Source organism: Bradyrhizobium sp. AUGA SZCCT0431, from assembly GCF_018131065.1.
Lineage (GTDB): Bacteria > Pseudomonadota > Alphaproteobacteria > Rhizobiales > Xanthobacteraceae > Bradyrhizobium.
This window is the reverse complement of the sequence record NZ_JAFCLR010000045.1, coordinates 34,420-57,283: the sequence shown is the minus strand read 5'-3', so window position 1 is coordinate 57,283 and position 22,864 is coordinate 34,420. Positions and strand designations below refer to the sequence as shown.

The following is a 22,864-nucleotide window of genomic DNA, read 5'->3' as shown; positions in this document are numbered from 1 at the left end:
CGAGGGGCAAAAACCCTCAGTCCTTCTTGAGGAAGCCCGAAAACTTCTTCTGGAAGCGCGACACGCGGCCGCCGCGGTCGAGCATCTGCTGGGTGCCGCCGGTCCAAGCCGGATGCGACTTGGAGTCGATGTCGAGGTTCAGCTTGTCGCCTTCCTTGCCCCAGGTGGAACGGGTCTGATACTCCGTACCATCGGTCATAACGACCGTAATCGTATGATAATTCGGGTGAATTTCGGCTTTCATGGCATATCCTTCGGCGCGCCTGCGCCCGTCTCGAAATGTCAGGGGTACGGGATTTGGGCGGGTCTATAACGCAACAAGGCCGCCAAAACAAGCTGCCAGAGCCGTCTGATTGGCCGATCTGCCGGATTTGCCAGCGCCGCTTCCGGGGCCTATCTGGGGGCATCGAAACTGGTCCCTTTTCATGAGCGCAGCCGAACAGCTTGAAGACCCACCCGGCGGCGTGCCGCCGCGGCGCGACGCGCTGCTCGAGGAAGAGGCCTTCATCGAAACCCAGCTCACGCAGTCGCCGGCCAAAACCGGCGCAAAACTGCGTCCCCTGCTGGCGCTCGCGCCCTACGTCGCGCGCTATCGCGGGCGGGCGATATTGGCGTTTATCTCGCTGACCATCGCGGCGGTGACGACCCTGGTCGTACCGATCGCGGTGCGGCGCATGATCGACTTCGGCTTCAGCCCCGAAGGCATCGCGATGATCAACAGCTACTTCAGCGTGATGATCGCGGTCGTTGCGGTGCTGGCCTGCGCCAGCGCATCGCGGTTCTATCTGGTCATGACGATCGGCGAGCGCATCGTTGCTGACCTGCGGCGCGACGTGTTCGCGCACCTGATCTCGCTGTCGCCTTCGTTCTTCGATTCCGCCCGCAGCGGTGAACTGGTGTCGCGGCTCACGGCTGACACCACCCAGATCAAGTCGGCGGTGGGCGCGTCGGTGTCGATCGCGCTGCGCAACCTGATGCTGTTCATCGGCGCCACCACCATGATGGTGATCACGAGCCCGAAGCTTTCGCTGTTCGTGCTGCTGGCAATTCCGGTGATCGTGATTCCGCTGGTCGCGTTCGGACGCTGGGTGCGGCGGCTGTCGCGCAACGCGCAGGACACGCTGGCCGACGCCAGCGCCTATGCCTCAGAGCTGGTCGGCGCTATCAGGACGGTGCAGGCCTATACCAGCGAGCGGCTGGCCGCGACGCGCTTCGGCCGCGAGGTCGAACAGGCCTATGACGCCGCGCGCAGTTCGACGCGGGCGCGCGCGGTGCTGACGCTGATCATCATCTTTATCGTGTTTTCCAGCGTCGTGGTGATCCTGTGGGTCGGCTCGCACGACGTGCTGACCGGTTCGATCAGCCCGGGCCGGCTCGGCCAGTTCGTGCTGTATGCGGCGTTCGCCGCGACGGGCCTCGGCCAGCTCAGCGAGGTGTGGGGTGAAGTCTCGGCCGCCTCGGGCGCCGCCGAACGGTTGTTCGAGATCCTGCGCGTCAAGCCGCAGATCACGGCGCCGACCTCGCCGGTCGCCCTGCCGTCGCCGGCGCGCGGCGATGTCAGGTTTGAAAATGTCAGCTTCAACTACCCGACGCGCCCGGATGTGCGGGCGATCGACAACGTCTCGCTGTCGGTACGGGCCGGAGAGAAGGTCGCGATCGTCGGCCCGTCAGGCGCCGGCAAGAGCACGCTGTTTCATCTGCTGTTGCGGTTCTACGATCCCGCCAGCGGAACGATTTCGGTCGATGACGTGCCGATCAGGTCGGCCGATCCGCGCGAAGTGCGCGCGCGCATCGCGCTGGTGCCGCAGGACTCGGTGGTGTTCGCGGCAAGCGCCCGTGAAAACATCCGCTTCGGCCGGCCTGATGCCGGCGATGCCGAGGTCGAACGCGCGGCCGATCAGGCGCATGCCACCGAATTCATTCGCCGCCTGCCTGACGGTTTCGAGGCGCAGCTTGGCGAGCGCGGCGTGACGCTGTCGGGCGGCCAGCGCCAGCGCATCGCCATTGCCCGCGCCATCCTGCGCGACGCCCCGCTGTTGCTGCTCGATGAAGCAACCTCGGCGCTCGATGCCGAAAGCGAGACCCTGGTGCAGACCGCGCTCGAAGAACTGATGCGCCACCGCACCACGCTCGTGATCGCGCACCGGCTCGCGACCGTCCTGTCCTGCGACCGCATCATGGTGATGGACCAGGGCCGCATCGTCGAACAGGGCACGCATGCCTCGCTGGTGGCGGCCAATGGACTCTATGCAAGGCTGGCCAGATTGCAGTTCGAAGGGATCTGATCTCCGTAAGGGATCTGATCTCCGTAAGGTGAGCGCGCTCTACATTCCGTCATTGCGAGCGCAGCGAAGCAATCCATCTCACCTCGGAAACAAAGAATGGATTGCTTCGTCGCGGAGCCTGTCATCGGGCGCGCATTCGCGCGACCCGTTGGCTCCTCGCAATGACGGGATTGGCTGCCGCCACTACCGTTCCGTCAGCTTCAGCTCGATGCGGCGGTTGCGTTTGTAGGCTTCCTCGGTCGGCGCCGTGTCGAGCGGCTGGAATTCGGCAAAGCCTGCGGCGACCAGCCGCTGCGCGGGGACGCCGAGCGAGACCAGATATTGCACCACCGAAATCGCGCGCGCCGACGATAGTTCCCAGTTCGACTTGAACACCGGGCTGTTCATGATCGGCCGCACGTCGGTGTGGCCGTCGACCCGCAGCACCCAGGCGATTTCGCTCGGGATCTGCTTGTCGAGATCAACCAGCGCGGAAGCAAGCTTGTCGAGCTCGGCGCGGCCTTCGGGCAGCAGCAAGGCCTGTCCGGTGTCGAAGAACACTTCGGATTGGAACACGAAGCGATCGCCGACGATCCGGACGTCCGGCCGATTGCCGAGAATGGCACGCAGCCGCCCGAAGAACTCGGAACGGTAACGCGTCAGTTCCTGCACCCGCTGCGCCAGCGCCACGTTGAGGCGCTGGCCGAGATCGGCAATGCGGCCCTGCGATTCCTTGTCGCGCTTTTCGGAGGCGTCGAGCGCTTCTTCGAGCGCGGCGAGCTGCCGGCGCAGCGCGCTGATCTGCTGGTTCAGCACCTCGATCTGCGCCAGCGCGCGCGACGTCACCGCCTTCTCGGAATCCAGCGCCTTGTTGAGTTCGTTGGCACGGCCCTGGGCGTCGTTGCCGGCGCCGGCGAGCCCCTCATAAAGGCCCTTGATGCGGTCGCGCTCCGCTTCCACCGATGTCAATCCGGCGCGCGCCTGCGAGAGCTGGTCGCTGAGGTTCAATCCGGTGAGTTTTTCCAGCGACAGCAGGTCGTTCAACTGCGCGATCTTGGCGTTGAGCGCCTCCAGCGCCTTGTCCTTGCCGGTGACTTCCTGCGACAGGAAGAACTGCACGACGAGGAACACCGAGAGCAGGAACACGATCGAGAGCACCAGCGTCGACAGCGCGTCGACGAAGCCCGGCCAGTAGTTCATTCCCGATTCGTTGCGGCGTGCACGCGCGAGGGCCATCGGCTAAATACCTCAACTTTTCTCGGGTTGGCGCGCGATCCGCTCGAGCAGCTTCTTGATCTCGCGATTCTGTTCGCCCTGGCCGTCGGCCCATTCGCGGATCATCTGCTGCTCGGTGCGCATATGCGCGACCAGGCCCTGAATGGCTTCGGCGAGATTGGCCATCGCCGCCGTGGTGCTGCGGCTGCTGCCGCCTTCCTCGACCACCGCACGCAGCCGCTCCATCGCGTGCTGCAGCTCGCCGGAAACGCCGGTGGTGCCGTCGCCTGAATACTCGCGCACAGTCGAGGCGAGCCAGTCTTCCAGGTCGGTATAGAAGCGGTTCTGCGCCTGGCTCGATTGCAGGTCGAGGAAACCCAGGATCAGCGATCCGGCGAGGCCGAACAGCGAGGACGAAAACGAGATGCCCATGCCCTTGAGCGGCGCCGCCAGACCCTCCTTCAGGGTATCGAACAGCGAGCCCGAATCACCACCAACCTTCAGCCCCTCGATCACCTGGCCGACGGAGCCTACGGTTTCGATCAGGCCCCAGAAGGTGCCGAGCAGGCCGAGAAAGACGAGCAAGCCCGTCATGTAGCGGGAGATGTCGCGGGCTTCGTCCAGCCTTGTTGCGATCGAATCCAGCAAATGCCGCATGGTCTGCTGCGAGATCGACATCCGCCCGGTGCGCTCGCCGCCGAGTATCGCCGCCATCGGTGCCAGCAGCGTGGGGCGCCGGTCGATGGCGAGACCGGGATCGGCGATGCGGAAATTGTTGACCCAGGAGACTTCCGGGTAGAGCCGGATCACCTGCCGGAACGACAGGATGATGCCGATCAGAAGCACCGCGCCGATCAGGGCGTTGAGGCCGGGATTGGCGAAGAACGCGGTGACGATCTGCTTGTAGAGCACGGTCATGACCAGGCCGCACAGCACCAGGAACACCAGCATCCGCACCAGAAAAATCTGTGGAGACGACAATTTGGTGAGCTCGATCTCCATTTCGGAGCGGGCGGAGGGGCCTGAGGGCATTGCGGGGGTCTTCCGTTGCGAAAAGCCGCGTTTGGGAGGCCAATATGGCACAGCGCGGCTGAGAAAAAAGATCGGAAAAGCGCTGTTTCAGGCAGACGAAGGGGAACTTCACGCCGAAACTGGGCTTTGACTTGAGCGTATTTTGGAAACGTTCTTTGTCCAACCGGGATTTTTCATGACGGCCTTGTATCTTGAAGCGCTGGCGGCGATGGCCGTTTTGCTCTCGGTCCGGATGGCGGGCACCTGGATGGTGCAGCCACGCACCGGCAATGGCGGCTGGGTGGATACAATCTGGACCGTTTCGCCCGGTTTGGCCCGCGTAACCGGCATTCCGACGCTGGAGCCGCAGCTGCTGCGCTCGCGCGATGACCGCTATCGCGACTGTCAGTTGCGTGCCCGTCAGTTCTTCTCGCTGCCGCCGCAAGATGATCCCCGAAGGTGGAGGCCGGTTTTCTAGATAGAATCGTGCTCAAGAAAGGGAGTGGTCACATGAGCTTTGTTTCCACGATCATCGGCACCGCTGAGCGGGTGCCGCTGCCTGACGTCATCATCCGCGCCGCGATCCACCGGCTGTGTTCGCGCACCGCAACAAGGCTCGCCATCGGCAACACCGAAAGCGACGCCTGGTTTGCCGACGAGATGGCCGCGCGCGCCATCGCCGAATACAGCGACGAGGCCACCGCGCAGCATCACGAGGTGCCGTCGGCGTTCTTCGCGCTTGTCCTCGGGCCACACCGCAAATATTCCTCGTGCTTCTACCGGGAGCCGGCCACGACATTGCAGGAGGCCGAAGAGGAGGCGCTGCGTCAGACCGTCGGGCATGCCGATATCGCCGACGGCCAATCGATTCTCGAATTCGGCTGCGGCTGGGGTTCGCTGTCGCTGTGGATGGCGCGGCAGTTCCCGCATTCGGAGGTGATGGCAGTATCGAACTCCGCCTCACAACGCGAATTCATCGAGGGCGAAGCCCGCAAGCGCGGATTGAAGAATCTGCGTGTGGTTACCGCGGAGATGAATTTGTTCGACCCGCAGATGCAGTTCGACCGCATTGTCTCCGTCGAGATGTTCGAGCACCTGTTGAACTGGCGCGAATTGATGTCGCGGATACGTTCGTGGCTGAAGCCCGACGGTCGCTTCTTCATGCACATCTTCACCCATCGCTCGGGCGCCTATCTGTTCGACCGCGCCGATGGCGAGGACTGGGTCGCGCAGCATTTCTTCACCGGCGGCATGATGCCGAGCCACCATCTGATCCGGCAATATTCCGATCTGCTCGAAATCGAAAAGGAATGGCGCTGGAGCGGGCTGCATTATCACCGCACCGCGCAGGATTGGCTGGCCAATTTCGATCTGCACCGCGAGGAGATCGAAGCGGTGTTGCGTCCCGTCTATGGCGGCGAAACCGCGTTGTGGATGCGGCGCTGGCGCTGGTTCTTTCTCGCGACGTCAGGCCTGTTCGGTTACGCCGACGGCAGCGAATGGGGCATCAGCCACTACCGGATGAAGGCGGCTGGTTAACGGGGCAGCAGGTGATTCGCGGCAGTTTTCCGCAAATTCGCCGGATGCCGCTTTCTGAGCGCTGGTTCCCGCTCACACTTGTTGCGTTCCATTCCGACGTGCTGAAGCGTGACGTTGTCACAATCCGGTGAGTCAACAAAACCGCTGTTTGTTCAGTGCGATAGCGTCGTGTGACATTGGGCCGCCGCGAATGCGCATTGCATCGCAGCAAACTCATCCTATCCTTGTCTCAACAAGAACGCGGTGTCTTCGCGACATATCGCGCAAACAGATGTTTGCGCTTCAACTCGACTAAAGGGGCGATATTTCTGATGTCTGGAATTCGTGCGCAATCATGCATCGCGCTGATGCTCGTTGCGATGGCGCCGCTGTTGGCCGGATGCAAAGAGCCGACAGCTGCAACGGCCGCCGTGCCGCCTTCCTCCGAGCCAGATGTCAGCGTCGTCACCGTGAGACCGCAGGCGCGTGCGATCGTCCGCGAGTTGCCGGGCCGTATCGCGCCGACCCGGGTTTCCGAAGTGCGTCCGCGCGTGTCCGGCATCGTGGTCGAGCGCCTGTTCCACCAGGGTAGCGAGGTCAAGGCCGGCGACGCCCTGTACAGGATCGATCCGCGGCCGTTCGAGGTCGAGGTGCAATCGACCGAAGCGGCGCTGGCGCGCGCCAGCGCAACGCTCGATCAGGCCGCGTCGCACGCGCGCCGCATCGCCACGCTGACCAGCCAACGCGCTGCCCCCGAAGCCGAGAACGAAAAAGCCATCTCGGCCGAGCGTCAGGCGGCTGCCGACGTCGAGGGCCGCAAGGCCGACGTCGCCCGCGCCAAGCTCAATCTTGATTATGCCACCATCCGTGCTCCGATCGACGGCGTCGTCGGCGCCGCGCTGGTGAGCGAAGGGGCGCTGGTCGTGCAGAACGAAAGCACGAGCCTTGCGACCATCCAGCAACTCGATCCGATCTATGCCGATTTCACCCAATCGGTGAACGAGCTCAATCAGCTGCGCCGGGCGGTGGAGAGCGGCGATCTCGACCGTATCGCGCCTGACGCCATGAAGGTTCGCCTGGTGCTGGACGATGGCTCGGTTTATCCGATTGCCGGCAGATTGCTGTTCTCGGACGCCAAGGTCGATGCCCATACCGGGCAGGTGACGTTGCGCGGCGAGTTTCCCAATCCGAGGCGCGAATTGCTGCCGGGCATGTATGTCCGCGTGCTGATCGAGCAGGGCATCGATACCGACGCCATCGCGGTGCCGCAGCAGGCGATCCAGCGCAATGGCGGCGGCGGCAGCGAAGTGTTCGTGGTCAAGAGCGACAACCTCGTCGCCGTCCAGCCGGTACGCACCGGCTCGCTGCAGGGCGGCCAGTGGTTCGTCACCGAGGGCTTGAAGGCCGGTGACAGGGTCATCGTCGAGGGCTTCCAGAAGTTTGCCGCCGGCGATAAGGTCCGGCCGCAGCTGCTGACCGAGGCCGACGCGTCCGCCGATTTCGCCGGTGCCAGGCCGTCCGCGCAAGCCACACGGTAGATTCGATGCCGAGTTTCTTCATCGACAGGCCGATCTTCGCCTGGGTCGTCGCGCTTTTCATCTGTCTGATCGGCGCGATCTCGATCCCGCTGCTGGCGATCGCGCAGTATCCGATCATCGCACCGCCCTCGATCTCGATCTCGACCAGCTATCCCGGCGCGTCGCCGGAAAACCTCTACAACAGCGTCACGCGGCTGATCGAGGAAGAGCTCAACGGTGCCAATGGCATCCTGAACTTCGAATCCACCAGCGACTCGCTGGGCCAGGTCGAGATCATCGCCAATTTTGTGCCGGGCACCGACACCGGCACGGCGTCGGTGGAAGTGCAGAACCGCATCAAGCGCGTCGAGGCGCGGCTGCCGCGCGCGGTGATCCAGCAAGGTATCCTGATCGAGGAAGCCTCCAGCGCCGTGCTGCAGATCATCACGCTGCGCTCGACCGACGGCAGCCTCGACGAGGTCGGCCTCGGCGACTTCATGATTCGCAGTGTTCTCGGCGAAATCAGGCGCATTCCCGGTGTCGGCCGCGCCACGCTCTATTCCACCGAACGCAGTCTGCGTATCTGGGTCGATCCGGCCAAGCTGGTCGGCTATGGGCTGACGGCCGACGACGTCAACAAGGCGATCACGGCGCAGAACGCGCAAGTAGCCTCCGGCAGCATCGGCGCCGAGCCGAGCACGGATGACCAGAAGATTTCGGCGCTGGTGCTGGTCAAGGGACAGCTCTCGTCGCCGGACGAATTCGGCGCGATTATCCTGCGTGCCAATGCGGACGGCTCGACGGTGCGTTTGCGCGACGTGGCCCGGATCGAGATCGGCGGATTAAGCTATCAGTTCAACACGCGGCTTAACGGCAAACCGACGGCGGGTCTGTCGGTGCTGATGTCGCCGACCGGCAACGCGCTGGCGACCGCAAGCGCGGTCGAAGCCAAGATGAAGGAGCTGTCGCGCTTCTTCCCGGCCAACATCGCCTATGAGATTCCCTACAACATCACACCTGTCGTGAAGGCCTCGATCGAGAAGGTGCTGATGACGCTGGTCGAAGCCATCGTGCTGGTCTTCGTCGTGATGTTCCTTTTCCTGCAGAACATCCGCTACACCATCATTCCGACCATCGTGGTGCCGGTGGCGCTGCTCGGCACCTGCGCGATCCTGCTGGCGGCCGGCTACTCTATCAACATGTTGACGATGTTCGGCATGGTGCTGGCGGTCGGCATCCTCGTCGACGACGCTATCGTGGTGGTCGAGAACGTCGAGCGTATCATGGCCGAAGAGGGCCTGCCGCCGAAGGAGGCCACCCGCAAGGCGATGTCGCAGATCACAGGCGCCATCATCGGCATTACGCTGGTGCTGATCGCGGTGTTCGTGCCGATGGCGTTCTTTCCGGGATCGGTCGGCGTCATCTACCGGCAGTTCTCGGTAACGATGGTCGCGGCGATCGCGTTCTCCGCGCTGCTGGCGATGTCGCTGACGCCGGCGCTGTGCGCGACCTTGCTGAAGCCGGTCGCGGCCGGCCACGGCCATGCCAGGAAGGGCGTGTTCGGCTGGTTCAACCGCGCGCTCGACGGCACCAAGGACGGTTATACGCGCGTCGTCGGACATTCGCTGAAGCGAACCGGCCGACTGATGCTGATCTATGCGGCGCTGATCGTCGGGCTGAGCTGGGCCTTTATTCGCTTGCCCGGCGGCTTCCTGCCGGTCGACGACCAGGGCTTCATCACCACCGACGTGCAAACACCGGCGGACTCTTCCTACGCCCGCACCGAGGCGGCGGTCGAGAAGGTCGAGCAATATCTGGCCAAGCGTTCCGGCGTCGAGAACGTCACCTTCCTCACCGGCTTCAGCTTCCTCGGCCAGGGCATCAACACCGCGCAGGCCTTCATCACGCTGAAGGACTGGTCGGAACGCGGGCCGAAGGATTCGGCCGCCTCGATCGTCAACGACATCAACCGCGATCTGTCGTCGATCCGTGACGCCCGGATTTCCGCGCTGCAGCCGCCGCCGATCGACAATCTCGGCAACTCCTCGGGCTTCTCGTTCCGCCTGCAGGACCGCGGCCAGAAGGGTTATCCGGCGCTGGTCAGCGCCGCCGAGCAGCTGATCGCGGAAGCCAATGCCAGCCGCGTGCTGCAAAAGGTCTATGTCGAGGGCTTGCCGCCGGGTCCGCAGGTCAACCTGATGATCGACCGCGAGAAGGCCGGCGCGTTCGGCGTCACCTTCGAGGACATCAACAACACCATCTCGACCAATCTCGGCTCGAACTACATCAACGATTTCCCGAACCGGGGCCGGATGCAGCGCGTGATCGTGCAGGCCGACCGCGGCAGCCGCATGAATGCCGACGACATCCTGAACTACAACGTCAAGAACAGCCGCGGCCAGCTGGTGCCGCTGTCTTCGTTCGCCTCCGTCGAATGGTCGAAGGGGCCGACGCAGATCGCCGGCTTCAATTATTATCCCGCGGTGCGCATCAGCGGAGAAGCCAAACCCGGCTTTACCTCGGGCGATGCCATCGCCGAGATGGAGCGGCTCGCGGGCAAGCTGCCGCGCGGCTTCGGCTATGAGTGGACCGGACAATCGCTGCAGGAAAAGCTCTCGGGCTCGCAGGCGCCGTTCCTGCTTGGCCTGTCGGCGCTGGTGGTGTTCCTGTGTCTGGCGGCCCTCTATGAAAGCTGGACCATTCCGCTCGCCGTGCTGCTGACGGTGCCGCTCGGCATCTGCGGTTCGGTGCTGGCCGCGTCGTTGCGCGGCCTGCCGAACGACGTTTACTTCACTGTCGCCCTGATCACCATCATCGGACTGGCTGCGAAAGATGCCATTCTGATCATCGAGTTTGCCAAGGAGCTGCGCGCGCAAGGCAAGCCGCTGGTCGAAGCGACGATCGAAGCCTGTACCCTGCGTTTCCGCCCGATCCTGATGACCGGTCTCGCCTTCGTTTGCGGCGTGCTGCCGATGGTGATCGCGACCGGCGCCGGCGGCGCCAGCCAGCAGGCACTCGGCACCAGCGTGATGGGCGGCATGATCGCGGTGGTGATCCTGGCGCTGCTGATGGTGCCGGTGTTCTTCGTCGTGGTGCAAAGGTTCTTTGCGGGGGACCGGGAAGTGGTGGCGGAAGCGAAGCCGCCGCAGACGGCGCCGAGACCCGCGGAGTAGCGATCATTCACCGCACCGGCCTGCCGCATCGACCGGCAAGCTCCTGGCATGGCCGTGGCGGCGGCTCATCGCTGCGCCGTCACAGCGGCTTCAGAATCTTCACCAGCTCTTTGTGCACGAACTCGTTGCCGCAGATCAGGTGTCCGGTCGTGAGCGGATCGTCGTCGCCCGCCATGCCTGACACGACGCCGCCGGCTTCGCGGATCATGATCTGTCCGGCCGCCATGTCCCATGGCTGCAGATTGCGCTCCCAATAGCCGTCGAGGCGGCCGGCGGCGACGAAGGCCATGTCGAGCGAGGCGGCGCCAAACCTTCGAAGGCCTGCAACCCGCTCCTGGATCGCGGTCATTTCCAGCCGCGACTGAGCATGATCGCCGCGTCCGATATGTGGCAGGCCGCAGCCGACCACGCATTCGTCGAGCTGGCGTCGTCCGGCGACGCGCAGCCGCTGGTCGTTGAGGAACGCGCCCTTGCCGCGCTCGGCGATGTAGAGTTCGTCATTGGCCGGATTGTAGATCACGCCGGCGATGATGGTGCCTTCGCGCTGCAGGCCGATCGAGATCGCGAATTGCGGAATGCCGTGCAGGAAGTTCGTCGTGCCGTCCAGGGGATCGACGATCCAGGTATGGCTCTTGTCGGCGCCTTCGCGCGTGCCGCCTTCCTCGCCGATGAAGCCGTAACCCGGCCGCGACTTGGTCAGATCCGCATAGAGCAGTTCCTCGGCGCGCTTGTCGGCCATGGTGACGAAATTCGCAGGCCCCTTCAGCGACACCTGCAGATGCTCGACCTCGCCGAGGTCGCGCTTGAGGCTGCGGCCGGCGTGGCGCGCGGCTTTCACCATGACGTTGATAAGGGCTGAATGCAGCATGATGCGAGGCTTATGGGTTAGGGGGAAAACGGACAATGCCGCCGGGGGTTGGAGGGACTGGGTGCCCTGACGATGTGTCGCCGTCAAGGCGTCATTTCTTGTCGTTGCCGATCCATTTGCGGGCGGCTTCCTGGGCCTTGGCGCGGTCCTCGGGACTGAGGCCCGCCAGCGCATCGTCCAGCATCGGATCGCCCTTGCCGGCGGTTTTGGCGACAATGTGCCATTTCAGGGCCTCGACCTTGTCCACCGGCACGCCCTGTCCACTGACGAGCACGCGGGCGAGGCGGTTCTGTGCAATCGGGCTGTTTTGCCGGGCCGCCTTGCGGAGCAGCGCCACACCGGCGGCTTCGTTCTTCGGCGTGCCGGTGCCGTTATAGAGCGCGATCGCGTATTCGACCTCGGCATCGACATTGTCGGCCAGCGACGCGGCTTGCAGCAGGCGCACCGCCTTGTCGATGTCCTTGGGCACGCCGGTGCCTTCCTTGTAGAAGGTCGCGAGCGCGTATTGCGCTTCCGGGTTGCCGGCGTCGGCCGCGATCCGCAGCAATTCGGCGGAGCGTTTCATATCCTGCGGCAGTGTCTGCCCGTCGAGATACAGCAGCGCCAGGTTATACGCCGCCTTCGGATTGCCGAGCTTGGCGGCGGAGGCCAGCAGCTTGACCGCTTGCTCGCGGTTGACCGGGCCGCCGCGGCCGGAAAGCTTCATCATCGCCAGCGCAAACATGCCCTCGCGGTCGCCGGCGTCGGCGGCGCGCTGGTACCATTCGATGGCTTTCGCGTAGTCGCGCTTGACGCCGAGGGCGCCGGAGTAGAGCTCGCCGATCATCGTCATCGCCTTGGCGTCGCCGGCATATTGCGCCCGCGTCAGCGCCAGATCGAGTGCGGTCTTGTAGAGACCGCGCTGATAGGCGCCGTAGACGAGATCGACATTGGGATCGTCAAAGCTGGGTGTGGGTGAAGCTGTCGGAGTGGGCGACGTGGCCGGTTTGGGCGTGGCCGCAGGCTTCTTGGCGACAGTGGGCGCCTTCGGCTTCGAGGCCTCCTTGGAAGTATCCTTGGAAGTCTCTTTGGTCGTCGCTTTGGGCGCCTCTTTCTTCGCGGCCGGCTTGCTGGCAGGCGCGGGCGGCTGCGCTGCGGGCGGCGTCAGCGAGATCTGCGCCGATGCGCCGGCCGCCGCCATCAGGCAGCAGCCAAGGATCAATATCGGACGCAGCAGTCTCATGTCCGGCGCTATCTCCGTCCGGTCGTCTGCTCGGTGGTGTTGTCCGTGCTCTTGTTTTTTCCAAACGCGTCGGCGTGCGCTTGCGTGATCGCCTGCTCGATATCGATCAGCGCCGCCTCGGGCCCGCGCGGATCGGCCCAGATGAAATCGCCGACAAGCACGAAATCCGCGCCCGCGGCGGCAAATTCGCGGGCCTCCTCGCGCGAAGCCGCATAGCCGACGCAGGGCGGTTCGAACAATTCATCCCACCATTGCAGGCGCTCGGCGATCGCTTCCGCCGAGGGCCGCTCGCCCTTGGCGTCGGGCTCACCGAACAGCACGTAGTCCGCACCCGCTTCGCCCGCGGCCATCGAATCGTGCCGCGTGGCGAGGCCGCCGACGCCGGCGATGCGATCGGGCTTCAGGGACGGGAAGGCGTCTTCGATGGCAGCGATCCCGGTCAGATGCGCGCCATCGGCGCCGCCACGGGCCACCAGCTCGACATGGCCATCCAGCAGCAGCGCCGCGCCGCGGTCCTGAACCGGGGCCGCCAGCGCCTTGATCCGCGAGATCATGGTGCGCTGGTCGGTCTCGCGCAGCCGCAGCAGCACCGCGGCGACGTCGGCCGCGGCGAGCAGGCCGGGGAGGCTGGCTATGAGCTGCGACGGATCGTCCACCACTGATGTCGCGAGATAGAGGCGCGGCACCGGGCGCTGCGGAACGGGTTTAGCGGCCAATGCTATGCAACCTTCTTTTCCAGGCCGGCTTCCCACTCACCCTTGCTCGCCAGCGCATTCATCCGCGCCCGGTGCGTGAATGCGCGCTGGCCGGCCGCGACGTTCTCGGCCTTGCCCGACCACGCCTTTTGCGGCGCCGCCTGCAGCGCGCGGCCATAGGAGAAGGTCAGCCGCCAGGGGAGGCCGCCGATCCGGTTCATGGCATTGAGATGCGCGGTCGCATCCTCGTCGGATTGTCCGCCGGAGAGGAAGGCGATGCCGGGGACTGCTGCCGGAACGCAAGCCTTCAGCAACCGGATGGTCTTCTCCGCGACCTCTTCAACGGGCGATGGCTTTGCGCTTTTCTTGCCTGCGATCGCCATGTTGGGTTTCAGGATCATGCCCTCCAGCGCGACGCGCTGGATCCGCAATTCCTGAAACGTCTTGTTCAGGACGCGCTGGGATACTTCGTAGCAGCGGTCGATGTCGTGATCGCCGTCCATCAACACTTCCGGCTCGACGATCGGCACGATCTGCGCCTGCTGGCACAGCGCGGCGTAGCGGGCGAGCGCATGCGCGTTGACATGGATCGCGGTCATGGTGGGGATATTCTGTCCGATGTCGATCACCGCCCGCCATTTGGCGAACCGTGCGCCGCGCTCGTAATATTTCTTCAGGCGCTCGGCGAGCTTGTCGAGCCCGGCCGTGATCAATTCGCCGGGGCAGCCCGGCAAGCCCTGGGTTCCTTCATCTACCTTGATGCCGGGGATGGCGCCGGACTGTTCGATCAGCTTGACCAGCGGCGTGCCGTCCTTGGCATTCTGCCAGATGGTTTCGTCATAGAGGATGACGCCCGAGACGTATTTGCTCATCGCCTCCTGCGAGCGAAACAGCATTTCCCGGTAGTCGCGGCGCGTCTCCTCGGTCGATTCGACGCTGATGGCGTCGAAGCGCTTCTTGATCGTGCCTGAGGATTCGTCGGCGGCGAGTACGCCCTTGCCCGGCGTGACCATGGCGAGGGCGACCTTGTTGAGGTCAGCGAGATTCATTGTACCGTTCTCCAGACACCTGCCTTGCAAACCAAAATAGGCGGTTCTCGGGCAATTGCCTAGAAAACGTTCGTCGCGGCCGGCAGCCTCCGCGGCGCGATGGCGCGGGGTCAGGCAACCTTCGGGTCGAGCTCGCCCTTGCTGTAGCGCTTGGCCATTTCGGCCGTGGTCAGCACCTTCTTGATCTTGCTGGCCTGGCCCGCGGTGTTGAATTCCTGCAGCCGCTGCTTGCACAGTTTGGTCATCGCTTCCATCGCCGGCTTGAGATATTTGCGCGGGTCGAACTCTTCCGGATTGTCCTTCAGAACCTTGCGGATCTGCCCGGTCATCGCCATGCGGTTGTCGGTGTCGATGTTGATCTTGCGCACGCCATGCTTGATGCCGCGCTGGATCTCGGAAACCGGCACGCCCCAGGTCGGCTTCATCTTGCCGCCGTTGGCGTTGATGATTTCCTGCAGGTCCTGCGGCACCGAGGACGAACCATGCATCACCAGATGCGTGTTCGGCAGCTTGCGATGGATCTCCTCGATCACGTTCATGGCAAGGATGTCACCGTCGGGCTTGCGGGTGAACTTGTAGGCGCCGTGCGAGGTGCCCATTGCGATCGCCAGGGCGTCGACCTTGGTCTCCTGGACGAATTTGACCGCCTCGTCCGGGTTGGTCAGCAGCTGGTCGTGCGACAATTTACCTTCGGCGCCGTGGCCGTCTTCCTTGTCGCCCATGCCGGTTTCGAGCGAGCCGAGCACGCCGAGCTCGCCTTCCACCGAGATGCCGCCGAGATGGGCCATGCCGGTGACGGTCTTGGTGACGCCGACATTGTAATCCCAATCGCCGGGCGTCTTGCCGTCGGCCTTCAGCGAACCGTCCATCATGACCGAGGTGAAGCCGGCCTGGATCGCGGTCATGCAGGTGTCGGGAGCATTGCCGTGATCGAGATGCACGCAGACCGGGATATGCGGATAGATTTCGGTGACGGCGTCCATCATGTGCTTGAGCATGATGTCGTTGGCGTAGGAGCGCGCGCCGCGCGAGGCCTGGATGATGACGGGGGCATCGAGGCTGGAGGCCGCCTCCATGATCGCGAGCGCCTGCTCCATATTGTTGATGTTGAAGGCCGGCACGCCGTAATCATGCTCCGCCGCGTGGTCGAGCAATTGACGCAACGTAATCCGAGCCATCCGAATTCTCCTTGTATTTACAGCGCCCTAAGCGCTCGATCTGCTGTCAGTTGAAGGTACTAGCGAATTTTTAGAACTTCGACACCCGGTAAGGGTTTCCCCTCCATCCATTCAAGAAACGCGCCGCCCGCGGTCGAAACATAGGAAAAATCGCCGGCCACGCCGGCCTGGTTCAGGGCCGCGACGGTGTCGCCGCCGCCCGCGACCGAGATCAGCTTCTTGGCCTTGGTGCGCTCGGCGGCGTGCCTGGCCGATACCATGGTGCCGCGGTCGAATGGCGTCATTTCGAAGGCGCCGAGCGGGCCGTTCCAGACCAGCGTCGCGGCGTCGTCGATCGCGGCATGGATCCGCGCGATCGATTGCGGGCCGACGTCGAGGATCATGCCGTCGGCCGGAATGGCGTCGAGGCCATAGGCATGCGAGGGCGAATTGGCCGCGAAATGATAGGCGACCACGGCGTCCACGGGGAGGATGATGGCGCAGTTGGCGGCCTCGGCCTTTTCCATGATCCGCAGCGCGGTCGCCGCCAGATCTTTTTCCGCCAGCGATTTGCCGACGCCGACGCCTTGCGCGTGCAGGAAGGTGTTGGCCATGCCGCCGCCGATGACGAGCGCGTCGACCTTGCTGACGAGGTTTTCCAACAGATCGATCTTGGTCGATACTTTCGCGCCGCCGATGATCGCGATCACGGGCTTGGTCGGCGCTTCCAGCGCCTTGCCGAGCGCGTCGAGTTCGGCCTGCATGGTGCGGCCGGCATAGGCCGGCAGCTTGTGGCCGAGGCCCTCGGTCGAGGCATGGGCGCGGTGTGCTGCGGAGAACGCGTCGTTGACCCAGATGTCGCCGAGCTTTGCCAGTTCGCCGACAAACGCCGGATCGTTCTTCTCTTCTTCTTTGTGGAAGCGGGTGTTTTCCAGGCAGAGGATGTCGCCATCCTTCATCGCGGCAACCGCGTTCGCCGCGGCCTCGCCAATGCAGTCATCGGCAAAACCGACCGGCTTCTTGATGACCTCCGACAGTGCCGCCGCGACGGGCTTCAGCGACTCCTTGGCGTCGCGTCCCTTCGGCCTGCCGAAATGCGCCAGCAGGATGAGCTTGCCGCCCTTGCTGGAAATCTCGATCACGGTGGGGGCGATGCGCTCCAGGCGTGTGGCATCGGTAACGCGGCCATTGTCGGTGGGGACGTTGAGGTCGACGCGCAACAGCACGCGTTTGCCCTTTACGTCGACGTCATCGAGGGTGCGGAATGATTTTGTCATTGGAGCTGTCTCTTGTCCCGGGCGCACTGCGGCGCCATAAGTGCGTTTACGCGCGTCTTCGACACGCTATGGCGCCGCTGTGCAGAACCGGGACCCATGGTGGGGCTGTGGTCGCGGTGCAAATGGGTCCCGGCTCTGCGGAGCAGCGCCAAGAGCGCTGCACCGCGTCCGGGACACGAGACTTGGTTTAGAGCAGCTTCCCCATCGCCACGGCGGTGTCGCCCATGCGGTTGGAGAAACCCCATTCATTGTCGTACCAGGACATCACCCGCACCAGCGTGCCGTTCTGCACCTTGGTCTGGTCCACATGGAAGGTGGACGAGTGCGGATCGTGGTTGAAGTCGATCGAGACGTTGGGCGCGGTGGTGTAGCCCAAGATGCCCTTCAGCTCCTGCTCGGAGGCGCGCTTCATCGCCGCGTTGATTTCCTTCACGTCGGTGGCGCGCTTGGCGACGATCTTGAGATCGACCACCGAGACGTTCGGGGTCGGCACGCGGATCGCGACGCCGTCGAGTTTGCCCTGAAGCTCGGGCAGCACGAGGCCGATCGCCTTGGCCGCACCGGTGGAGGTCGGGATCATCGACATCGCTGCGGCACGGCCGCGATAGAGGTCGCTGTGCAGGGTGTCGAGCGTCGGCTGGTCGCCGGTATAGGCGTGGATCGTGGTCATGAAACCGGTTTCGATACCGACGGTGTCGTTCAAGACCTTGGCGATCGGGGCCAGGCAGTTGGTGGTGCAGGAACCGTTGGAGACCACGAGATGGTCGCGGGTCAGCTTGTCGTGATTGACGCCGTAGACGATCGTGGCGTCGGCGCCGTCCGACGGCGCGGAAACCAGCACGCGCTTGGCGCCGGCGGTCAGGTGCGCAGTGGCCTTGGCCTTGGCGCTGAAGATGCCGGTACATTCCATCGCGATGTCGACGCCGAGTTCCTTCCACGGCAGCTTCGAGGGATCGCGCTCGGAGGAAACCTTGATCTTGCCGCTGCCGAGGCTGATCGAATCGCCATCGACGGTCACGGTGCCGGGGAAACGGCCATGCACGGAATCGAAACGCAGCAGATGGGCATTGGTCTCGACCGGGCCGAGATCGTTGATCCCTACGACTTCGATATCCTTGCGGCCGGATTCCGCAATCGCCCGCAAGATGTTGCGGCCGATGCGGCCAAATCCGTTGATCGCGACCCGGATTGCCATGCTCGTTTCTCCTTTAATAGCTGGTGTCACCCCCGTGGAATGGTTCCACGGCGGTGCTTACGGCGGATCGCCCGGTTCGGCCGGGCGAGAACGGTCAAGATGAGCTTTTAGGTAGACCTTTTTGCCAACAAGCTCAACCGTCAGCAGCGCGCCGAGTTGAAGTTCCTGCAATGGTCGCCGAGAGCACGGTCAGGAACTTCGATAAGCGGCACACCAAAGTTAACTGTCGTCTACTGCCCTTTTGTGTCCGAAGTTCGCAGGGCCGCAAATGGCGCGCGAACTTCGGAAACGGGCACTGGAGCGTTTTCGAGCGAAGCATGTCCTCGGACCTGATCCGGGGGTGGATACCGGTCCGCGCAAGGAAAACGCGTCAAAACAAGAGTCTAGAGCTTCGGTTCTGATTCAATCAGAACCGATAAGGCTCTAGAGGCGCTTCAGGGCAGCGTTAACCGCAGCCTCGGCTGTAATGCCGAAGTGCTTGTAAAGGTCCTTGGCGGGCGCGCTGGCGCCGAAACCGTGCATGCCTATGAATTCACCATCCTGGCCGATCACGGCGTCCCAGCCCCAGCGCACCGCGGCCTCGATCGCAATCTTGACCGGCGCGTTGCCGATAACGGCCTTCTGGCGGTCCGCCGGCTGCGCCAGCAGCAATTCGAGCGAGGGCACCGAAACCACCCGCGACGCGATGCCGCGTTCGGCCAACTGCTTCTGGGCGGCGACCGCGATCTCGACCTCGGATCCGGAGGCGAACATCGAGACCTTTGCCTCGCCTTGCGCCGCGACCAGTTCATAGGCGCCGTGGCTGCAGGGATTGTCGTTCGGGGCAGTGGTGCGCAATTGCGGCAGGTTCTGGCGGGTCAGCGCCAGCACCGTCGGGCCGTCGATGCGGTTGAGCGCGAGCTCCCAGCATTCGGCGACCTCAACGGCGTCGCAGGGCCGGAACACGCGCATGTTGGGAATCGCCCGCAGCGCCGCCAGATGCTCGACCGGCTGATGCGTCGGTCCGTCTTCGCCAAGCCCGATCGAATCATGGGTCATGACATACACGACGCCCGCGCCCATCACCGCCGCGAGCCGCATCGCAGGACGCGCGTAATCGGTGAACACCAGGAAGGTGGCGCCGTTGGGCGCAAAACCGCCATGCAGGAAGACGCCGTTCATGGCCGCGGCCATGCCGTGCTCGCGGACGCCGTAATGGATGAAGCGGCCTTTTGGCGTCTTGGCGGAAAACGCCACGGCCGATTTCGCCTTGTTGTTGTTGGAGCCGGTGAGATCCGCCGAGCCGGCGAGGAATTCCATCGGCATTGCACCGGCGATCGCCTCGATCGCCGATTCCGAGGATTTGCGGGTCGCGACGTTCTGCGGCGTCTCGAGCAGCTTCTTCTTGTGGTCGCGCAGCGCCTTGGCGAGCGAGGCCGGGCGCTCATGGCGCAGCCGGCGCTCGAATTCGGCGCGCTTGCGCGGACCCAGTTCGCCAAACACGCCTTCCCATTCCTGGCGCGCAGCGGCGCCGCGGCTGCCGGCGGCGCGCCACGCCTTCAGGACGTCATCGGGCACCGAGAACGGCTCGAGCGAGATGCCGAGCTTTTCCTTGGCACCCTTCAGTTCTTCGGCGCCGAGCGCTTCGCCATGGGCTTTTGCGGTGCCGGCGCGGGTCGGCGCGCCGAAGCCGATCGTGGTCTTGCAGGCGATCAGCGACGGCTTGTTGGATTTCTGGGCGCGGGTGATGGCGGCGGCGATCGCCTTCGGATCGTGGCCGTCGATCAGTTCGGCGGCCCAGCCGGCCGACTTGAAGCGCTTCACCTGGTCGACGGAATCGGCGATCGAAGTCGGGCCGTCGATCGAAATGCCGTTGTCGTCATACAGCACGATCAGCTTGTTGAGCTTCCAGTGCCCGGCCATCGCGATCGCTTCCTGCGACACGCCTTCCATCAGGTCGCCGTCGGAGGCGAGCACATAGGTGTGATGGCCGACCACCTTCTTGCCGAACTCGGCGGCAAGCATCTTCTCCGCCAGCGCCATGCCGACCGACGTCGCGATGCCCTGGCCGAGCGGACCCGTCGTGGTCTCGATACCCTTGGTGTGGAAGTTCTCGGGGTGACCCGGCGTCAGCGATCCCAATGCGCGGAAATTCTTGATCTGGTCGAGCGTCATGTCCTTGTTGCCGGTCAGGTACAGCAACGCATACAGCAGCATCGAGCCGTGCCCGGCCGAGAGAACGAAACGGTCGCGGTCCGGCCACTTTGGCTCGGCGGCGTCGAATTTCAGGAACTGGGTGAACAGCACGGTCGCGATGTCGGCGGCGCCCATCGGCAGGCCGGGATGGCCGGATTTCGCCTTCTCGACGGCATCCATGGCGAGGCCACGGATCGCATTGGCCATACGGGAATGATCGACCTGCGTCATGATGAAAATCCGCCTGAAATGAGGTGCTTGGTTGCGGGGTGCGTACCGGGAAGGGCCGCGATACGAGGGCTTTGGCTAGGGAAGTCTGGGCTGGATAGCACCTCAATTCCCGGAGTCCAAGGCAAGGAAACGCGCTTTCGGTGCGAAAGGTTGCTTAGCGGTGCATAGCTTCGCGCGGGCGTTGCGCTGTCCTCGCTTGCCACGTAAATTTAGCGGCCTAACCGCTTGCCGAACCGCAGATTTTGCTGAGCGGCCGGCTTAACCGAAGGTGCGCGCTGTCTCTCATGAGCGATCGTCCCGCCAACGGGGCCGGCAACCCCGAGCTCGCCTTTGCCGACATCGACGCTGCAACAAGGCGGCTGATGGCGGCGCTGGATGCGCTCGAAGCTGCGGCCGAGCGGCGGCGCGATGCCGACCGTGACGAGAATGAACTTGCGAGCCGGATCCAGGCACTCGGCGCCGACCGCTCGCGCCTCGCCGACGAACTCGACGGCTCGCTGGTGAAGACCCGCCGACTGGAGCGCACCAACCGCGAGATATCGGAAAAACTCGATGCCGCGATCGGCACCATCCGCGCCGTGCTGGACGCCGGAGAAAGCTCATGAGCCACATCAACGTCACCATCAACGGCCGGCAGTACCGCATGGCCTGCGAGGAAGGGCAGGAAGTGCGTCTGCTCAAGCTCGCCGAGAACCTCGAAGCGCGCGTCGAATCGCTGCGCGGCAAGTTCGGCGAGATCGGCGATGCGCGACTTACCGTGATGGCGGCGCTGACCGTGTGCGACGAACTGCTCGACGCCAACCATCGCATCCGTGCGCTCGAGGAAGAACTCGAAGCCTTGCGCAATGTGCGCGTCGCAGCCACCGATCGCGCCCGGACGACGCAGACCGCGGTCGCCAACGCGCTCAATGCCGCCGCCGACCGCATCGAAAAGACCACGCAGATGCTGAACCGCACCATCGGTGGCGGCGTCGCGATCGGTTGATGAAAGTTCTTACCCTCCCCTGGAGGGGCGCGGCTGGCGAAGATGAAACCGGAGCCGCGCAAGGCAGACCGCAAATGAAGGCCGCCAAGTAGGTACGCCGATGGTGAAGGTATGAGGTCTTTAATTCGACCCTTGGCAACGCTGCTGGTCAGCGCGGCGGTCGGCTATTTTCTTTTGACGCTGAACACTAACAACTTGCCGCGCTCATTGCTGGATTCGGACTCCTTTGGAAAAGCCTATGGGCTGACCATTTTGTTCGCAGCAATTGCGGCCATCGCCAGCATCACCCTTCTGTTGGTTAGGGCTATGGCCCTAGTCCGGAAAAGCACAAACTAGGCCACTGTTATACTTGTCAGGTATATAATTCCCCTCCAGGGGAGGGTGAAGAGTCGCTCCCGCTTGTGTATCGCGCCTTAGCGCTGGCGGATTGGACCTTTAACGCCTACATTGGGTGGGCGAAGCTGCGTTGCGCGTCAGGAGCCATATATCCCCGGGGCCTTATCGATCCTTCAGGGAACTGTCCCTGGCCGGGTCCGTGGATCCGGTCATATGGTGCCCACCTACTTTCGTAGGGAACTCCGGGATCGAGCGCTTCAACGGCCTCTGCGGCTTCGCACTTTTGTTTCGGTTGATTTTTGCGTCGAGCTTTTACTCTACCGGCTTCACCACCTAGGCCCTGCAACTTTCGCTTCGTCCGTCTTCGCGGGCGATGTTCGGCGGAACAGAACGCTGCATGACGGCAAGTGCTTCGAAAGCAGACCTTCGCGCTGCCGCTTTGGCAAAGCGCGATGCATTGAGCGACGAGCAGCGCGCCGACGCGGCGCAAGCCCTCGCCAAGCGCGGCCCGCCGTTCGAGATCACGTCGGGCACGGTTGTCTCCGGCTATTCTCCGATCCGCAGCGAGATCGACCCGACGCCGTTGATGCGCAAGCTCGCGGAAGCGGGCGCCAGGCTGGCGCTGCCGGCGGTGATGGCGCGCGGCAAGTCGCTGGCGTTCCGGGCGTGGTCCCCGAGCGACCGGCTGATGTTAGGGCCGCTCGGCATTCTCGAACCGTCGCCGGCGGCCGCTGAACTCATTCCCGACATCTTGCTGGTGCCGCTGGCGGCGTTCGACGCCGCGGGGCACCGGATCGGCTATGGCGCCGGACATTACGATTTCACGCTGGAGCATTTGCGCAAGGCGAAAGCCATTATCGCCGTCGGCACTGCGTTTGCCGTGCAGCAAATAAAGGCGGTTCCGGCGCAGCCGCACGACGTGGCACTGGATTTTGTGCTAACGGAAAAGAAAGTGTTCGATTTCCGGAGCTGAATT

General features: G+C 63.9%; 20 protein-coding genes and 1 other RNA gene. 10 read left to right on the top strand and 11 right to left on the bottom strand.

Annotation, left to right across the window (positions count from 1 at the left end):
- Nucleotides 1-16 precede the first annotated feature (16 nt).
- A complete protein-coding gene (rpmE, locus tag JQ567_RS31780; protein WP_192736886.1) occupies nucleotides 17-244 on the bottom strand; it encodes a 50S ribosomal protein L31 in 228 nt (75 codons plus the stop codon).
- 181 nt (nucleotides 245-425) lie between these two features.
- Here rpmE and JQ567_RS31775 point away from each other — a divergent pair, with 181 nt between their 5' ends.
- Entirely contained in the window at nucleotides 426-2,285 is a 1,860-nt protein-coding gene (locus JQ567_RS31775) for an ABC transporter ATP-binding protein/permease (protein ID WP_212442482.1), read from the top strand.
- Between the two features lie 183 nt (nucleotides 2,286-2,468).
- Here the strand turns inward: JQ567_RS31775 and JQ567_RS31770 are convergent, their stop codons facing one another.
- Together JQ567_RS31770 and JQ567_RS31765 are read right to left on the bottom strand one after the other, a co-directional pair.
- The gene (locus JQ567_RS31770) at nucleotides 2,469-3,500 is read right to left on the bottom strand and encodes a peptidoglycan -binding protein (RefSeq protein WP_192736884.1); all 1,032 of its coding nucleotides are present in this window, start codon (nucleotides 3,498-3,500) and stop codon (nucleotides 2,469-2,471) included.
- A gap of 12 nt (nucleotides 3,501-3,512) precedes the next feature.
- Nucleotides 3,513-4,511 (bottom strand): flagellar motor protein MotA, encoded by a 999-nt coding sequence (locus JQ567_RS31765; protein WP_212442481.1) that lies wholly within the window; start codon nucleotides 4,509-4,511, stop codon nucleotides 3,513-3,515.
- A 175-nt stretch (nucleotides 4,512-4,686) separates the two neighbouring features.
- Between JQ567_RS31765 and JQ567_RS31760 the strand changes: the two genes are divergently transcribed.
- The 4 genes from JQ567_RS31760 to JQ567_RS31745 all read left to right on the top strand — a co-directional run bounded on the left by JQ567_RS31760 (nucleotide 4,687) and on the right by JQ567_RS31745 (nucleotide 10,698).
- Nucleotides 4,687-4,968, top strand: coding sequence for a hypothetical protein (locus tag JQ567_RS31760; RefSeq protein ID WP_212442480.1), 282 nt, complete (start codon nucleotides 4,687-4,689; stop codon nucleotides 4,966-4,968).
- A gap of 32 nt (nucleotides 4,969-5,000) precedes the next feature.
- A complete protein-coding gene (locus JQ567_RS31755; protein ID WP_212442479.1) occupies nucleotides 5,001-6,029 on the top strand; it encodes a cyclopropane-fatty-acyl-phospholipid synthase family protein in 1,029 nt (342 codons plus the stop codon).
- Between the two features lie 311 nt (nucleotides 6,030-6,340).
- Nucleotides 6,341-7,546: an efflux RND transporter periplasmic adaptor subunit gene (locus JQ567_RS31750; RefSeq protein WP_212442478.1), complete on the top strand. Its 1,206-nt coding sequence runs from the start codon at nucleotides 6,341-6,343 to the stop codon at nucleotides 7,544-7,546.
- A 5-nt stretch (nucleotides 7,547-7,551) separates the two neighbouring features.
- Nucleotides 7,552-10,698: a multidrug efflux RND transporter permease subunit gene (locus JQ567_RS31745; protein ID WP_212442477.1), complete on the top strand. Its 3,147-nt coding sequence runs from the start codon at nucleotides 7,552-7,554 to the stop codon at nucleotides 10,696-10,698.
- Nucleotides 10,699-10,777: 79 nt separating this feature from the next.
- On the opposite strand, the gene JQ567_RS31740 is transcribed toward JQ567_RS31745, so the two are convergent.
- The 8 genes from JQ567_RS31740 to tkt form a co-directional block, all read right to left on the bottom strand.
- The gene (locus JQ567_RS31740) at nucleotides 10,778-11,566 is read right to left on the bottom strand and encodes an inositol monophosphatase family protein (protein WP_212391542.1); all 789 of its coding nucleotides are present in this window, start codon (nucleotides 11,564-11,566) and stop codon (nucleotides 10,778-10,780) included.
- 91 nt (nucleotides 11,567-11,657) lie between these two features.
- Complete coding sequence (locus JQ567_RS31735) at nucleotides 11,658-12,788, bottom strand: tetratricopeptide repeat protein (RefSeq protein ID WP_212442476.1); 1,131 nt, start codon at nucleotides 12,786-12,788, stop codon at nucleotides 11,658-11,660.
- An 8-nt stretch (nucleotides 12,789-12,796) separates the two neighbouring features.
- A complete protein-coding gene (locus JQ567_RS31730; RefSeq protein ID WP_212442475.1) occupies nucleotides 12,797-13,504 on the bottom strand; it encodes a thiamine phosphate synthase in 708 nt (235 codons plus the stop codon).
- Nucleotides 13,505-13,506: 2 nt separating this feature from the next.
- The gene (locus tag JQ567_RS31725; RefSeq protein ID WP_212442474.1) at nucleotides 13,507-14,532 is read right to left on the bottom strand and encodes a class I fructose-bisphosphate aldolase; all 1,026 of its coding nucleotides are present in this window, start codon (nucleotides 14,530-14,532) and stop codon (nucleotides 13,507-13,509) included.
- A gap of 110 nt (nucleotides 14,533-14,642) precedes the next feature.
- Complete coding sequence (fba, locus tag JQ567_RS31720; protein ID WP_212442473.1) at nucleotides 14,643-15,710, bottom strand: class II fructose-bisphosphate aldolase; 1,068 nt, start codon at nucleotides 15,708-15,710, stop codon at nucleotides 14,643-14,645.
- Nucleotides 15,711-15,769: 59 nt separating this feature from the next.
- A complete protein-coding gene (locus JQ567_RS31715) occupies nucleotides 15,770-16,966 on the bottom strand; it encodes a phosphoglycerate kinase (RefSeq protein ID WP_212442472.1) in 1,197 nt (398 codons plus the stop codon).
- A gap of 187 nt (nucleotides 16,967-17,153) precedes the next feature.
- The gene (gap, locus tag JQ567_RS31710) at nucleotides 17,154-18,161 is read right to left on the bottom strand and encodes a type I glyceraldehyde-3-phosphate dehydrogenase (protein ID WP_212442471.1); all 1,008 of its coding nucleotides are present in this window, start codon (nucleotides 18,159-18,161) and stop codon (nucleotides 17,154-17,156) included.
- 423 nt (nucleotides 18,162-18,584) lie between these two features.
- A complete protein-coding gene (gene tkt, locus JQ567_RS31705) occupies nucleotides 18,585-20,567 on the bottom strand; it encodes a transketolase (RefSeq protein WP_212442470.1) in 1,983 nt (660 codons plus the stop codon).
- Nucleotides 20,568-20,851: 284 nt separating this feature from the next.
- Between tkt and JQ567_RS31700 the strand changes: the two genes are divergently transcribed.
- The 5 genes from JQ567_RS31700 (at nucleotide 20,852) to JQ567_RS31680 (ending at nucleotide 22,861) form a co-directional block, all read left to right on the top strand.
- Nucleotides 20,852-21,172: a DUF4164 domain-containing protein gene (locus JQ567_RS31700; protein ID WP_192736870.1), complete on the top strand. Its 321-nt coding sequence runs from the start codon at nucleotides 20,852-20,854 to the stop codon at nucleotides 21,170-21,172.
- Nucleotides 21,169-21,552, top strand: a complete 384-nt coding sequence (locus JQ567_RS31695) for a cell division protein ZapA (protein WP_212442469.1) — start codon at nucleotides 21,169-21,171, stop codon at nucleotides 21,550-21,552. The genes JQ567_RS31700 and JQ567_RS31695 overlap by 4 nt, the downstream gene beginning before the upstream one ends.
- 132 nt (nucleotides 21,553-21,684) lie before the next feature.
- On the top strand, nucleotides 21,685-21,888 hold the full coding sequence (locus tag JQ567_RS31690; protein ID WP_212442468.1) for a hypothetical protein: 204 nt from the start codon (nucleotides 21,685-21,687) through the stop codon (nucleotides 21,886-21,888).
- 119 nt (nucleotides 21,889-22,007) lie between these two features.
- Nucleotides 22,008-22,168: non-coding RNA, 6S RNA (gene ssrS / locus JQ567_RS31685), on the top strand.
- Between the two features lie 117 nt (nucleotides 22,169-22,285).
- Nucleotides 22,286-22,861: a 5-formyltetrahydrofolate cyclo-ligase gene (locus JQ567_RS31680; RefSeq protein WP_212442467.1), complete on the top strand. Its 576-nt coding sequence runs from the start codon at nucleotides 22,286-22,288 to the stop codon at nucleotides 22,859-22,861.
- The last annotated feature ends 3 nt before the right edge of the window (nucleotides 22,862-22,864 follow it).

Coding starts and splice junctions, on each gene's coding strand:
- JQ567_RS31755 (WP_212442479.1), top strand. CDS start 5,001: ATGAGCTTTGTTTCCACGATCATCGGCACCGCTGAGCGGGTGCCGCTG.
- tkt (WP_212442470.1), bottom strand. CDS start 20,567: ATGACGCAGGTCGATCATTCCCGTATGGCCAATGCGATCCGTGGCCTC.
- fba (WP_212442473.1), bottom strand. CDS start 15,710: ATGGCTCGGATTACGTTGCGTCAATTGCTCGACCACGCGGCGGAGCAT.
- JQ567_RS31735 (WP_212442476.1), bottom strand. CDS start 12,788: ATGAGACTGCTGCGTCCGATATTGATCCTTGGCTGCTGCCTGATGGCG.
- JQ567_RS31765 (WP_212442481.1), bottom strand. CDS start 4,511: ATGCCCTCAGGCCCCTCCGCCCGCTCCGAAATGGAGATCGAGCTCACC.
- JQ567_RS31740 (WP_212391542.1), bottom strand. CDS start 11,566: ATGCTGCATTCAGCCCTTATCAACGTCATGGTGAAAGCCGCGCGCCAC.
- JQ567_RS31750 (WP_212442478.1), top strand. CDS start 6,341: ATGTCTGGAATTCGTGCGCAATCATGCATCGCGCTGATGCTCGTTGCG.
- JQ567_RS31725 (WP_212442474.1), bottom strand. CDS start 14,532: ATGAATCTCGCTGACCTCAACAAGGTCGCCCTCGCCATGGTCACGCCG.
- JQ567_RS31695 (WP_212442469.1), top strand. CDS start 21,169: ATGAGCCACATCAACGTCACCATCAACGGCCGGCAGTACCGCATGGCC.
- gap (WP_212442471.1), bottom strand. CDS start 18,161: ATGGCAATCCGGGTCGCGATCAACGGATTTGGCCGCATCGGCCGCAAC.
- JQ567_RS31715 (WP_212442472.1), bottom strand. CDS start 16,966: ATGACAAAATCATTCCGCACCCTCGATGACGTCGACGTAAAGGGCAAA.
- JQ567_RS31680 (WP_212442467.1), top strand. CDS start 22,286: ATGACGGCAAGTGCTTCGAAAGCAGACCTTCGCGCTGCCGCTTTGGCA.
- JQ567_RS31775 (WP_212442482.1), top strand. CDS start 426: ATGAGCGCAGCCGAACAGCTTGAAGACCCACCCGGCGGCGTGCCGCCG.
- JQ567_RS31770 (WP_192736884.1), bottom strand. CDS start 3,500: ATGGCCCTCGCGCGTGCACGCCGCAACGAATCGGGAATGAACTACTGG.
- JQ567_RS31760 (WP_212442480.1), top strand. CDS start 4,687: ATGACGGCCTTGTATCTTGAAGCGCTGGCGGCGATGGCCGTTTTGCTC.
- rpmE (WP_192736886.1), bottom strand. CDS start 244: ATGAAAGCCGAAATTCACCCGAATTATCATACGATTACGGTCGTTATG.
- JQ567_RS31700 (WP_192736870.1), top strand. CDS start 20,852: ATGAGCGATCGTCCCGCCAACGGGGCCGGCAACCCCGAGCTCGCCTTT.
- JQ567_RS31745 (WP_212442477.1), top strand. CDS start 7,552: ATGCCGAGTTTCTTCATCGACAGGCCGATCTTCGCCTGGGTCGTCGCG.